Source organism: Mojavia sp., from assembly GCF_059505145.1.
Window position 1 is genome coordinate 32,632 of record NZ_JCACKA010000010.1, and the last position, 12,614, is coordinate 45,245.

Below are 12,614 nucleotides of genomic sequence, written 5' to 3' on the forward strand. Positions count from 1 at the left end.
TGAGAATAACCAAGATTTCAGTTTTCGGTAATGACTCCTTAATGCAGATCAAAATAATCTCATTAATAACTTAGTAACAAGTTAGGTTTCACAGCCGGAGCGGAAACATGAATAAATTCCTTAAGTTGGTAACTTGTATTGGTGTTGCTACCTTTATTCCCTACCTGTTCACTGTGGCATCAGTGAAAGAGGCTCAAGCTCAAACTTTGTATGAGGATGGTTTTTATCGCAAAGATGGTAACTCTGTTGTGTTCCGGTTATTCACTCGCAATGGCGAACGCCTGAGTTGTGGTGTTGCAAGCGACCAGCATTTACAAAATTTAGGCGGCGAAGGACGGGTCAATATCCTATCAAAGGATTCAAGCGAACTCGGTTCTGGTAGACGTTGGGTAGGTACTTGTGATTTGGTCGATGGATTTTACCGAGTTAACACAAAAGGTGTTGTTTGGTGGCTATACAGTCGAGGAGAAGGCACAGACCGTCAACTGTATGCGTGTGGTATTGGCAGTGGCGCTCAACTAGCGCGTCTTGGGGGAGCTACTCAAGTCCAGAACTTGCCGAGGGGTGCTGAGGCAGGTGCTCAGAGAAGTTGGCAGGGAACTTGCCCTGATAGAATCTAACACTGCTTAATGTAAGTACAACCAATCTGAGTAATAGCTTAATAACTAAGCGTCAACTTAGCCGATCAAGTAGCGATCGCTTTCTCATTGAGAAGCTTTTGTGATTCGGGGTGATTGAAGTTTTGTAATGGGTGATCGCTTCGTGTAGTTCCAGGTTACTGTTCCAAGTGTAGTGGTTGGCTAGGTATGAATCTTGCTGCCAAGTCATCCTCAGAACTTATGGATTGCTTAACTTTATCTCAAGAAAAATTACAATGGCAAACTTGGATAGTAGAGGTTATTGGAGAATTAATTTCTTCCACCCTATCTTTTAACTCTCCACCCGCAAAAGAAGAAATTGCCAAATCTTTGAGTCTAGTCATAAATGCAGTGACTAATGGCAATATAGCTGAGTTTGCCCGTTTGATGGGAATACCGAAGAATACTTTATGGATGTGGCAGACAGGTAAAGCTTTACCAGTGCTTGATATACTTCTCAAAATTTGTTATTGCTTAGAAATATCTTTGCTAGATTTACTCAAACCAGAACAACTTGCTACTAAATCTTTTACGAAAATCTCACACAAAACTATTCGGCGATCGCCCACACTAAGAGCATCTCCAAAACTTTTCGAGGCTAATCAAGTACAAGATGCTTTGCTAGCAATCCTTGGAAGCGACAACGAGCCACCACTGACAATGAAAGAAGTAGCTACATGTCTGGGATAATATAATAGGCGGACAATTTTCAGGCACTTTCCAGATTTATGCCGTGCTATTTCTGCCAAATACCGTAGTTATGGTAAAGCATGTCACAAAGAAAAGATACAGCAGTCTTGCAGAGAAGTTAAGCAGATTGTACTTAAGTTGCATAATCAAGGAGAATACCCTTCAGAAGCTCGTGTGTCTAGAAATAATGACTCATCCTGGATATCTCCGTTACAAACAGATTCGTGCTGCTTTAAATGAAACACGACATGAAATTGGAATGTAAAGCTATTAAACTTAAAAGGGCAGAGTAAGTTGGCTTCTTTCTGTACACCTGGAAAATTGGAAGCATAACTTTGCCACATTCTATTGGAACCATAAGCTTGCCGTTGCGGCAAAGTTATGGGTAAAGTCAGAATCTGACAAACAATTAGTCACTGTACACAAATGGACGTAACTGGATTCGAACCAGTGACCTCTACGATGTCAACGTAGCGCTCTAACCAACTGAGCTATACGTCCTTAACCCACGGTTATCAAAGATAGCATATCTATTTACCAGAAGCAAGTATCTTACTGATGCAATCAGGTGTAGACGTGCAACAGATCACCGTTAGACATAGCATTTAACATTTCAGAAAAAAACTTACTATTGCAACCTTTTTTGAGCAGACACCAGCAGCGTTTGCGCTTCTGCGTAGGCAGTTGTCCCGGCTTTAATAGTCTTCAGCCGATTAATAATCCCTTGTATTTGACCTTTTAGCTGCTGAGGATCGGAGGGAGGAGAAGCTATTAAAGTTTGAATTTGCTCATTAGCTTCTTGGAAAGATGCTTGTGCTTCACTTTCGGCTTTGCGTCGAGTTTCAATAATGCCTAAGTTAGTTTGATACTCGGCTAATAACTTTTGTGCTGCTATATAACCTGGTTCTTCCACTCGAATGTTTTCGAGCTGATTGATAGACTTTTGCCATAACTTTTCAATTTGTTCCCACTTCACTACAGGGTGGGGAGGATTTTGCGATGCTTTAGCAGCTGCTATGGCAAATTGCTTTGCCGCCTCTATATATGTACCACTACGAGGATCGGCAACTGTTTTCAGTTTTACTTGGTAACCAGCTAGTAATCTTTGTGCTTCTAAATACCGAGGATTTTCTGTGGAGATTTGATTGAGGCGCTTAATTGCCTGTTCCCATAGTTCTGATGCTGCTTTGGGTTGTATTGATTGGATTTTTTCAGCTTCTAAATCAAATTCTTGAGCAGCAGCAATAATTGTCCCGATACGTGCATTATCAAAATCACGTTTGTAAGCTTTAAGTTTAGTTTGTGCAGTTTCTCCGGCAAATGTTGCTTCAGGAATTTGCTCTAATTGGTCTATAGCTGCTTGCCAAGATGCGATCGCTTGTTCTTTATCCTTAATACTGGTAGCTTGTTCATACTGCTGCCGAGCCAATTTTAGCACCTGTTCTCCTTGAACTAGTGGTGTAAAAGCATTTTTATCTTGGAAGGCGATCGCATCTATCCGCGCCACCCGGCGACGAGCCGCTTCAAACTCATCTATAGTAAACTTCCAACTGCAACCGAAAAAATTACAGTACGCCTGAGGATAGTATCCTAAAAACCAAACTGGCAGATTATCTAAATTTTTTTGTGCTTCTTTAGCTTTCTGGGAACCTTGCTCAATATCAGCTGGACTAGTAGCTTGATTAATTAACTGGTCTGCTTGCTCAAGGTTGTTAATTGCCTCACGATAGTGATAATCCATATTTATGTAGCTAGGCAACAGCAGGATTGGAGCAGTTTTAGCAATAGGCCAGCGAATCATGGGGTAAGGCAAATTTACTAGCCACAGCGCACCTGCTGAACTCCCCAAAAGTATAGTTACCCATTTGAGTTTGGTGAAAAAACCAAGCTGTTGATTAGCTTTTACAGCTTGTTTAAGTACCTTCTCACTAAATTGTGGATATACATCTACAACGCTATCGCGCAGTTCATCTAACTTGACCGGAGAGCCTTTTTCCAAGCGTAGTTTTTCTAATCGCTTAATTACTATTTCCTGCTCAATTTTACTTACCTGATCATTTCCACTACATCTTTGAACTTCAGCACGCAAAATTTGCAAAGCTCTTTTATTCAGGCGATACATAGACTAAAAATGTGATTTATAACTCTAGTATTCCCGCCCAGCACTAAATAGTTACTATATCCTTAAGTCCCACTTTTAACCACTTTGGCATATCACTCTAGATGGTTAAAAATCGCAATAACTATTGTTAATATCTATAGACTGATTTAATTTTTATCAAAATACCTAGAATGCCAACTGCTTTAATTACAGGTGCCTCTAGTGGTATTGGTAAAGCCTTTGCCCAACAACTAGCTGCACGCAATACAAATCTCGTTTTAGTTGCACGTTCACAAGAAAAACTACATCAAATAACTAAAGAGCTACAAGAAAATTACAACATTCAAATAGAAGTTATAGTTAAAGACCTTACCGAACCTCATGCTGCTCAAGCAGTGTTTGATGCTACCCAAGCGAAGGGATTAACGATTGATTTATTAATAAATAATGCTGGTTTTGGTGATTATGGCGATTTTGCTAGCTCTGATGGCGAAAAGCAAGTCAGAATAGTGCAATTAAATATTCTTGCTTTAGTAGACTTAACTCATAAATTTCTACCTTTGATGCGGCAACGTCAATCGGGAAGCATTATTAATGTATCTTCAATTACCGCATTTCAACCAATGCCGTATCTTTCTGTTTATGCTGCCAGCAAAGCTTTTATTGTTAGTTTTAGTCAGGCACTATGGGCAGAAAATCGTCCCTATGGTGTTCGTGTTCTCGTTACTTGTCCAGGGCCAATAGAAACTAACTTTTTTACCGAAGCTAACTTTCCTCCCACTTTGGCAGGAAGCACAAATCAAATGTTTACTAGTGAAGAAGTGGTAGAAGTATCACTGAAAGCTTTGGAAAATTGGCAGCCAGCTGTTGTGATTGGCGATATTAAAACTCAAATTAGAACTATATTGGCTAGAGTAGTACCACGGAAAATTCTGCTGAATATGTTAGCAAGAAGTTTTAAAGTCTCAGATAGCTCTTAAGTTTATGAGTTAAGATTTCCATGCAGTTGTGACTTTAAAACTCCCTATGCCTACCTAAATTTTCACTTGATTACATATACCTAGTTAACTGTACCCGGTAGCGGTCTTTTTTGGTAACAGCGACTTCCCCAACTTCTAACCGTCCCTTACCGCGAATGGCAATTAAGTCACCTGTTTTGACTTGAGAACTAGCTTGGGAGATTTCCTTCCAATTAACGCGGACATCGCCGGAGTCGATTAAATCAACCATTTTGCTGCGGGACATGCCAAAACCCGCAGAGGCGATCGCATCCAAGCGCAAAGAAGCTTCAACAGTAGTTAATTCTTTTTTCTTTGGTTCTCGAACTTTTAATTCGCTAAACTCTATCGGCTGGGTTTTTACAGGAACCGATCGCACCTGTTTGAGACTCATCTCTAAAAATTCTGTCAACTCCGGTGCAACAATTACCTGTGCGCCCCTCTCACCTAGTACAATAATGTCTCCGGTTTTTTCCCTGACTATTCCTGTCCCCAGCATTGCGCCTAAAAAGTCGCGGTGAGTAGCGGTATCAAACAAAAAATTACCAGCAATTTCTAATGCAGCAAGGGCAACTTGAGATTGATCTAGCGGCATTTCCGCACGGGCGATCGCCAATCTTTGGCGTTCTGCTTGCGGATATCCACCCCACGCCACCAATTGCACTTCTGTTAACCGACTGAACACCCGTTGAATTTCTGCTAATTCTGGGGGAGACAGAAAATCTGTCAACACTACTTCCCAAGTTTTGATTGCTTGTTCTGCTTGATCAATGACACGAGCTACACTATCTCGATTTTCAACACCTTTTAAAAGTTCTTCTCTTGGTAACATTTTTGAAAGTTATGAATTTTGACTTATCACCACAAAGTCAATAATCAACCACTAATGACTGATGACCCCTGTTTGATTCTAGCGTCAAAGTAATTCGTAATTGATAATACCCTGCGGGAAGCCGCACTAGCCTACGACAAGCCGCTACGCGTCTGCGTAATTCCTAGCTACGAGCAGTGTTTGCTCTAAACCTTACACTGATTGCATTGCACTAAATTTTTAATTTAGTGCTTGCTCGTATCTATTTAATTACGAATTACGAATTAGTAATTATTTGGGGGTGTTGTAATTTGTAATGAATGATTCATTCAGTACACGGTAGTCGTGTCAGCATAGCCCTGGATATTTTCTGGCTCAAACTGACGCAAAATTCGGGTTGCTTGCCGAGTCAGAGTTTCAGAACCCTCAACTACTATTAAATATTTTCCTGCATCCAAGCGATTGCGGTAGGGCAAAGCATCACCACCACCCACAACCAAACCGATTCCACCACCAACAAACACACTACCCATAGCACCACTAGCAGCGCCCAGTATACCTCCAATCACGTGATTGCCAATTTCGCCTGCCCAAGCAAAGGTATCCAAACCAGTGATGACGCTGAAGGTAAAGCCAGCAAAAAAACCAAATGGTACAAGCCAGATTGCCATGAGCCGTACTTGGTTTTTAGCTTTATCTGTAGGGTCAATCAAGCCGAACTCATCAGCGCTTTTGTAACCCCTGCCCAGAATAGTACTTTTTATGGCGTCTTTTTCTAAAGCTAAGTAAGCAGCTTCAGCTTGAATACGGTCTGGTAATACGGCAACAAGGTAATTCATTGATTTCAGAAAAGTTGTTTATGAAAAATTCTGCCTTAATTAACAGCGTATCAGTGCTGGTCAAATCAATCTTGTACCTTGCTTAAAATTATTAGTAACAAACAGAGTAATAGGATAAATCAACTTACAATATCCCTATTTCTCTAGAGCAAATATTATTTTAACAAATCTAACGGCTCACAAAAATTGTTCACGCCTTTTTTAATCACATATATTAAAACTGGTACTGCCAAAATTTTAGGAAACGTCGGCATTGTATAAAAGTACTCCATCATCTGCTGAACTGAACCATTCAGCAAGTGTTCCCGAAATTCTTGTTCGCAAATAACAGCACGCCACTTTCTAGCTAAAGCATCTAACCACTCTGAATTTGCTCTTTCTGGTTCTTGTCCTGCTCTAATTGCTAGTGTCATCGCGGCATCTTCTAAATCTCCCTCACAGTCCTCAATCAAGTCTAGTACTGCCAGTCCTCTGGGATCATCTGCTAATTGAGAGCGAAACTGTGCAATTTCTTGCGATGTAACTGTAGTCATAAATTTTTGATGAGCGGAGTGATTAAATACTCAGCTATGTTATTCCAATTTCAATTGATTATTTATCGTCTGCCTTGCCGTATTCAAAATTAAATGATTGTGTCAAGTACTGTTACACAAGTACAGCTATCTTATACAACCCTGGTAAATTAATAAAACTTTTTTCGACTTTGTACGCTAGAACTCAGTTTAATAAGTGTATATTTTTTAGTTTTAAGAACCTTTTTTTTATGAAAAAATACTGAAATAACTTGGTGCGCTACGCGATCGCCAAACAAATACTCCTATAATCTAAAATTCTACTAAAATTGTAGATGCGAAACAGATTACGTAACACAAAACTAACCAATAGTCTAAAGCCAATAGTCATTAGTTCTTTGGTTGAGTACTAATAACTACTGACTAGTGACTAAAGAATTTTAACGTAATGCTCTTGAGGTAACAGAGCGTTGTAACTGAGCCAAAGCACGATTGTAATCCAAAATAGCCCTGATGCGATTTCCTTCAGCTCTTGTCAGGTCATTTTCAGAGTTAATGACATCAGTTTGAGTACCTACACCAGCTTGGAAGCGTAAACGCGCTAAACGTAAAGCTTCTCTAGCCTGTTCTAGAGCAGTGTTAGCGGTTTGAACATTTTCCAAATTAGATTGCTGGTTAGAAAAGGCCTGTTCCACCTGAAAACGAATTTGGTTGCGCTGATCGGCAAATTGAGTTTCTGCGATCGCAATATTAGCTCTGGCCTGAGCTGCCCTTGCTCTTGCTGCTCCCCCATCAAACAAATTCAGACTCGCCCTCACTCCCAAAGAATAACCATCGCTAACGCTGACATCATCATTAAAGGTATCAGAGAAATCGTAGCTGGCAACCAAACTAACTTGTGGGCCTAGTGCTGCGAGGGCCTGCCGTCGCTGTTGCTCATTGATATTACGTTGCGCCAACTGTTGTTGCAATTCTGGACGGTTTTGAAAAGCTAGCACAATACTTTGTTCCAAGGACTGGTTCCAAAGACCGGCTAATTTTACCGGGTCTGCCGCACTAATATTTCCCGACTGTGACAAACTCAACCGAGCCGCTAAACGACGACGGGCAATTTGTTGCTGTGAAATAGCATTAGTTAAATCTTGTTGAGAATTTGCTAAATTTACCTGAGATCGCAGCACGTCAAACCGCGTACCCACACCAGCTCGCTCTAAAGCTTCTGCATCCCGCAAACTAGCCTGGGCATTTTCTACAGATGATTGTGCAATGCGTACTTGTTCATCACCTTGTTGCAGATCGTAATATTCAGTGGAGACATTCAAGCGGATTTCCTCAGACTGACGCTCCACAGCCAACTCATTAAAGCGAACTTGTTCCTCAGCCGCTCTGATGTTAGCTTGCCGCCTGCCAGAAGTGTAAATATCATAGGTGATTTGTGCTTGACCACTAAAATTCGTATTCGTAGGAGCCGACTCAATTGGTTGACGCAATGCAGGTGGTAAACCAGCTTGTTGTTGCTCTTGTACTTTTACTCTATATGTATCTGAAACACTACGTTGGCGAGTGATATCAGCATTAATACTAGCATTGGGCAATAGAGCCGCTTGCGCCTCACGAAGAGCTGCTTGACTACGCTCCAGCTCCAATACAGCCACCTGTAGCTCCCGATTATTGCGCCGTGCTAGTTCCAAAGCCTGCTCTAAAGAAATCGGCTGATTTGCTTGAAGCCTTACTTCCTCTGGTTTGGTAGGAAATTGCAGGGGATTGGGATTTGGGTTCAAGTTATCAGGAATTGGCACAGTACCCCCAGGCGTTGGACTGACTGTTGCTGGCACAGTCGGAGTTTGTCCAGAACCCGCAGGCGTTGGAAGCACTGTTCCCGGCACAGTCGGAGTTTGTCCAGAACCCGCAGGCGTTGGACTGACTGTTGCTGGCACAGTCGGAGTTTGCCCGGAACCCGCAGGTGTTGGACTCTCTGTTGTCGGTGCCGTCAGAGTACTATCTTGAGCCGTGAACTCCATAGCAGAAATTGGTTGTGGGCAACCTCTGGAGACCAGTCCCTGTGAACAATTGGGTATTTCCAACAGCTTTGCTGCTCCTACACCCGTAATTGCAGCTTGTGAAGCTGTCCGCAATTGAGTATTAGAATTTTTCTTTTGAGTTGTTGGTCGCTTTAAAGAAGACAGAAGCAACGGTTTTTTCCGGGCAGAAGAGAGTTTGGAAATAGAAGTCGGAACAACTATTTTCTCGGATTTCTGACTAGAAGTTGCTAAGGTAGTCTGTCTTTGGTTGCTTTTAGTAGAATTCCAATCTAGCGGGTGGGAAGTATGTAAAGTAGGTGCCATACTAAAAAACCTACCCTGATTTTCCCTAAGTATTGGTGCTTTTTGCCAACTTGTAATTCCTGCCCCCATCACCGAAATACTGTGATAAGTTACAGGTTTTACGTTGAGTGAAGTCCAATTAAAAGAAGGTACTTGAGCTGAAATACTACTACCTGCTTGATCAGGCAGTTGCGTATTCATGGCTTCTGCAACTAAGGTTCGACCATAATTAGAAGTCAAGACACTAGGAGAAGACGCCAGCTCTACCCCACTGACTTTCACAGTATCAGCCCAAGCGGGCTGTGTTGTTAATACCGCTGCTGTCACACCAGGCAAGAAGCTATGGAATAATTGCTGTCCTTTCACCGCATCCCCTCACACGAAATCAATCTAGCGGCAGAAAACTTTTCTTCACCACAGAATATAGCACGACACTAAATTTAGAAAAGAATATAGTACGCTACAAATTTAGGAATCGGAACTCTGTTTATCTTCAAAACGTCTGACGATGCGAGAAAGTTCCGCCTTTTCATCGATACTAACGCGGGTAGGAGCACCACTAACAATCCGTTCGTAATTACGGAAAGAATCTTTAATGTCAGGCCCGTCTGCGGTAATATTGTACTCGCGGATACCCTTATCATGCCAAGATCCCCGCATTTTGAATACATTTATTGCCCGTGACATTTCTCCACGAATTTCTACATACTGCAACATCAAAATTGTGTCAGTAATCGTGGAAATATGGGAGTCAGTAATCGAATGTGACCCCATGAATTGATCAGTTGTATTAGTAAAAAATCCAGTAATTTCTTCTTGTTTAGCGTAACCTGTCACACCAATTACAAATTGTCGAAATGCATTATTGCTCACTCCTCTAGCTAGGGCTGAAAGGGAGTCGATTGCAATCCTCGCTGGTTTAAAGACAGCAATTTCTGACTTAATAATTTGCAAATGGTCTTCCAAACCTGTTGATTCGGGGTATGTACAAATGATTTTGAGTAACCCTTGCCGTTCTAATTCCTCAAAATCAATTCCCCAAGAAGAAGCATTCCGAGATAGTTGGGCACGTGATTCTTCATAAGCAAATAATATTGCCTGTTCGCCATTTAAACAGCCATCTTGGATAAACTTGCTGACCAACAAAGTTTTACCAGTACCTGTGGCTCCTGTTGCCAAAATGATCGAATCTTTAAAGAAACCACCACCACACATTTCATCCAGGGTTTTAACCCCAGAAGACACCCGTACATTAGAAGACCTTTGAGTCAAGCGCATCGCTCCCAGTGGGAAGATATTGACTCCTGCGTTAGTAATTGTAAAAGGATACTCGCCTTTCATATGAGTTGTACCGCGCAATTTGAGAATTTCAGCGGTGCGACGGCGACGTTCTCCTTCTAAAACGTTACGAACAATTACTACATTATCGGAAACAAATTCTTCGACCCCAAAAGAGGCAACAGGCCCATATTCTTCACTACGTTCGGTAGTAATTACAGTGGTGACATTCAGCTGTTTAAGACGTGCTACTAGGCGAAAAATCTCCCGCCGCACTACTCCCATAGCTTCATACTGCTGAAAGACCGCTGTTATAGAATCGATAGAAACTCGTTTTGCCTTGTATTTGCGAATAGCATATTGCAAGCGCTCAATAAGGGCTGAAAGGTCAAAGTTTCCGACAATATCTTGCCCTTCTGGATCGGGTGAAGCATCCAGAATAAACAATTTACCTTCGTTGATTAGGCGTTGTAAATTCCAGCCAAAAATATAGGCATTTTTAATAATGTCGCTAGGTGATTCTTCAAAGGTAACGAATACTCCTGCCTCATCAAAATAGGTAATACCGTTATAAAGAAACTGTAGAGATAATAAAGTTTTGCCTGTGCCAGAAGTACCGCTAAATAAGGTAGTTCTTCCAACTGGTAAACCACCATGAGTAATATCGTCAAAGCCCTCAATCATTGTGCGGATTTTTTCTACACCCCCAATTAACGGTGTGTTGCTTTGCTCTGGTTGCTCTTTTTGAATCATTTCTTGCTAAAAAAGGGAGATTAAAGCCAGTTTTTGTGTTTATAATGTTTTAATCTTCGGAGTTCGCCATCAAGTTTTTGCGCTTAAATATTTTACTCTTCCCAGTCTTCTTCACTTAGTTCTTCATAAAGTAAATCCAATCCTATCAACACTCTTTCTCTATCTGAAAGATCGCCAATAATTTTGCGAACTGGAGGAGGCAAAATTTTAGATAATGTTGGCGTGGCTAATATTTTATCTTCTTCTGCTAGTTGTGGGCTTTTCAGAACATCGATCACTTTCAAAGCATAAACACCTTGAAACTCTTGGTCTAAAATGTTTTTTAGTATTTTTAATGCCCGTACAGAGTTTGGTGTGTTCCCTGCTACATAAAGCTTGAGAACATAGGTTTTTCTTGCTTTATTCATAAAGGTACAGGCTAGACTCGCTAGACTTGAGGATAGAAATATATGATGTGTTTGTGCATTCGTAGGAAGTGATAGCGGCTGCTATTGCCGGGTTTAACTTCAAGTTATGTAATTTATTTATATATTGAACATCTATATATTTCACACAGGTGAGCCAAAATATCTATTAATGTCAGGCGGTAATCTAGTAATGCTTCGTCGCTCCTTCCTTCTAATCTTAGTTGTTTGGAAAATTCTTCAATTAACTCCATGTGAATTTCAATGATTTGCGGCACAGGAATATTAGCACAAAATACCACATTTATAAATTTATCAATTTTTTCTTTTAATGTTGTTTCTCTGGTAAAGTAGTTTATAAGTATATCTCGGTAATCAGATTTAATTTCTTGCAACAAAGCCTCTCGGTCGGCTCGATCCATCTGCTGGAAAAAAACCTCGTGTTTTTGCTTGTAAGATGCAAATACATAGCAATATTCTTTATTTAAAATTTCATTAAGTTTTGATGGCAACCGCCTCATTAAATAATTAATCATGGCAACAGTAGTTGCTGTAACAGATACAAGCAACAATTGGGTAGGAACAGTAGTGCGAATAAAGTTCCCTATCCACCTAGACAATTTTTGTGTGTTGTCTAGTTCATCTGGATTATATAAAGATTTTTTTACATCTGGTTGGAAAATTAATATTGGTAATAACATTTGTTGTTTATACATCTCCTTGATCGCCGTGACCAAGTTTGGTGAGCTGATTTAGTGCATAAAACACGTCTAAGCTCAGATTGGGTGTGCAGTAAATTTATGAGTCCGCCCTTAGAGGATAGTTTATGTCAGCAGATAGTACCGCAAACTTAAAAAATCGATGCAGCTAGTCAGTTGTAAGACTTAGTGATTTTTGATGAGGCGTTTGTTGTGGATTGTAATGTAACTAAGTTATTGAATTACATATGTATATCTATCTAAATATAGATTTTTTTATTTCACTCCTTGATAAGATACTTAAACGAACTTAAAGGATTGTCGCATTCTAAATCATTATAATTCCTCAAGGTTCTAAAGCGAATCTTTGGAGCCATAATTGTTTTAGCTATTGCGATCAAGGAGGAGTTTGAGAACCAGTTAGGATACTGATAAGGATAGTAGCCCGAAGCTCAATGCAGTCAAGGGAAACATTACTATCCAGAACAATATTGGACGCAACTAGGTATCCCTGAAAATAAAGCCCATTGTTCCAATGGCATGGAAATTGTAACGATAATTTTTTATA

Annotated in this window: 12 protein-coding genes and 1 tRNA gene; 3 read left to right on the forward strand and 10 right to left on the reverse strand. The window is 40.6% G+C overall.

The features are described 5' to 3' along the window. Positions 1-107 precede the first annotated feature (107 nt). A complete protein-coding gene (locus tag AC5JL8_RS00480) occupies positions 108-620 on the forward strand; it encodes a hypothetical protein (protein ID WP_495877816.1) in 513 nt (170 codons plus the stop codon). Between the two features lie 52 nt (positions 621-672). Here the strand turns inward: AC5JL8_RS00480 and AC5JL8_RS00485 are convergent, their stop codons facing one another. Continuing rightward, positions 673-828, reverse strand: coding sequence for a hypothetical protein (locus AC5JL8_RS00485; protein ID WP_495877817.1), 156 nt, complete (start codon positions 826-828; stop codon positions 673-675). A gap of 11 nt (positions 829-839) precedes the next feature. On the opposite strand from AC5JL8_RS00485, the gene AC5JL8_RS00490 reads away from it, so the two are divergent. Further along, positions 840-1,328 carry a helix-turn-helix transcriptional regulator gene (locus tag AC5JL8_RS00490; RefSeq protein WP_495877818.1) on the forward strand — a complete coding sequence of 163 codons (489 nt, stop codon included), beginning with the start codon at positions 840-842 and terminating at the stop codon, positions 1,326-1,328. A 427-nt stretch (positions 1,329-1,755) separates the two neighbouring features. Here the strand turns inward: AC5JL8_RS00490 and AC5JL8_RS00495 are convergent. Continuing rightward, positions 1,756-1,829: transfer RNA gene (locus tag AC5JL8_RS00495), tRNA-Val, on the reverse strand. Positions 1,830-1,956: 127 nt separating this feature from the next. Continuing rightward, on the reverse strand, positions 1,957-3,450 hold the full coding sequence (locus AC5JL8_RS00500) for a hypothetical protein (RefSeq protein ID WP_495877819.1): 1,494 nt from the start codon (positions 3,448-3,450) through the stop codon (positions 1,957-1,959). Positions 3,451-3,620: 170 nt separating this feature from the next. On the opposite strand from AC5JL8_RS00500, the gene AC5JL8_RS00505 reads away from it, so the two are divergent. Beyond that, a complete protein-coding gene (locus AC5JL8_RS00505) occupies positions 3,621-4,409 on the forward strand; it encodes an SDR family NAD(P)-dependent oxidoreductase (RefSeq protein WP_495877820.1) in 789 nt (262 codons plus the stop codon). A 70-nt stretch (positions 4,410-4,479) separates the two neighbouring features. Here AC5JL8_RS00505 and AC5JL8_RS00510 read toward each other — a convergent pair whose 3' ends face one another. From AC5JL8_RS00510 to AC5JL8_RS00540, 7 genes are all read right to left on the reverse strand, one after another. Then, positions 4,480-5,259: a photosystem II electron transport protein, Sll1252 family gene (locus AC5JL8_RS00510; RefSeq protein ID WP_495877821.1), complete on the reverse strand. Its 780-nt coding sequence runs from the start codon at positions 5,257-5,259 to the stop codon at positions 4,480-4,482. 308 nt (positions 5,260-5,567) lie between these two features. Beyond that, entirely contained in the window at positions 5,568-6,077 is a 510-nt protein-coding gene (locus tag AC5JL8_RS00515) for a hypothetical protein (protein ID WP_495877822.1), read from the reverse strand. Between the two features lie 155 nt (positions 6,078-6,232). Beyond that, positions 6,233-6,610: a hypothetical protein gene (locus AC5JL8_RS00520; protein ID WP_495877823.1), complete on the reverse strand. Its 378-nt coding sequence runs from the start codon at positions 6,608-6,610 to the stop codon at positions 6,233-6,235. A 419-nt stretch (positions 6,611-7,029) separates the two neighbouring features. Then, positions 7,030-9,279 carry a TolC family protein gene (locus tag AC5JL8_RS00525; protein ID WP_495877824.1) on the reverse strand — a complete coding sequence of 750 codons (2,250 nt, stop codon included), beginning with the start codon at positions 9,277-9,279 and terminating at the stop codon, positions 7,030-7,032. 102 nt (positions 9,280-9,381) lie between these two features. After that, entirely contained in the window at positions 9,382-10,944 is a 1,563-nt protein-coding gene (gene kaiC / locus AC5JL8_RS00530) for a circadian clock protein KaiC (protein WP_495877825.1), read from the reverse strand. 92 nt (positions 10,945-11,036) lie between these two features. Next, complete coding sequence (kaiB, locus tag AC5JL8_RS00535) at positions 11,037-11,351, reverse strand: circadian clock protein KaiB (protein ID WP_495877826.1); 315 nt, start codon at positions 11,349-11,351, stop codon at positions 11,037-11,039. A 113-nt stretch (positions 11,352-11,464) separates the two neighbouring features. After that, positions 11,465-12,049 (reverse strand): KaiA family protein, encoded by a 585-nt coding sequence (locus AC5JL8_RS00540; protein WP_495877978.1) that lies wholly within the window; start codon positions 12,047-12,049, stop codon positions 11,465-11,467. Positions 12,050-12,614: the final 565 nt, after the last annotated feature.

Excerpts from the sequence above, each read along its gene's own strand:
- kaiC (WP_495877825.1), bottom strand. The coding sequence starts at position 10,944 with ATGATTCAAAAAGAGCAACCAGAGCAAAGCAACACACCGTTAATTGGG.
- AC5JL8_RS00480 (WP_495877816.1), top strand. The coding sequence starts at position 108 with ATGAATAAATTCCTTAAGTTGGTAACTTGTATTGGTGTTGCTACCTTT.
- AC5JL8_RS00510 (WP_495877821.1), bottom strand. The coding sequence starts at position 5,259 with ATGTTACCAAGAGAAGAACTTTTAAAAGGTGTTGAAAATCGAGATAGT.
- AC5JL8_RS00505 (WP_495877820.1), top strand. The coding sequence starts at position 3,621 with ATGCCAACTGCTTTAATTACAGGTGCCTCTAGTGGTATTGGTAAAGCC.
- kaiB (WP_495877826.1), bottom strand. The coding sequence starts at position 11,351 with ATGAATAAAGCAAGAAAAACCTATGTTCTCAAGCTTTATGTAGCAGGG.
- AC5JL8_RS00485 (WP_495877817.1), bottom strand. The coding sequence starts at position 828 with ATGACTTGGCAGCAAGATTCATACCTAGCCAACCACTACACTTGGAAC.
- AC5JL8_RS00520 (WP_495877823.1), bottom strand. The coding sequence starts at position 6,610 with ATGACTACAGTTACATCGCAAGAAATTGCACAGTTTCGCTCTCAATTA.
- AC5JL8_RS00540 (WP_495877978.1), bottom strand. The coding sequence starts at position 12,049 with ATGTTATTACCAATATTAATTTTCCAACCAGATGTAAAAAAATCTTTA.
- AC5JL8_RS00500 (WP_495877819.1), bottom strand. The coding sequence starts at position 3,450 with ATGTATCGCCTGAATAAAAGAGCTTTGCAAATTTTGCGTGCTGAAGTT.
- AC5JL8_RS00490 (WP_495877818.1), top strand. The coding sequence starts at position 840 with ATGGATTGCTTAACTTTATCTCAAGAAAAATTACAATGGCAAACTTGG.
- AC5JL8_RS00515 (WP_495877822.1), bottom strand. The coding sequence starts at position 6,077 with ATGAATTACCTTGTTGCCGTATTACCAGACCGTATTCAAGCTGAAGCT.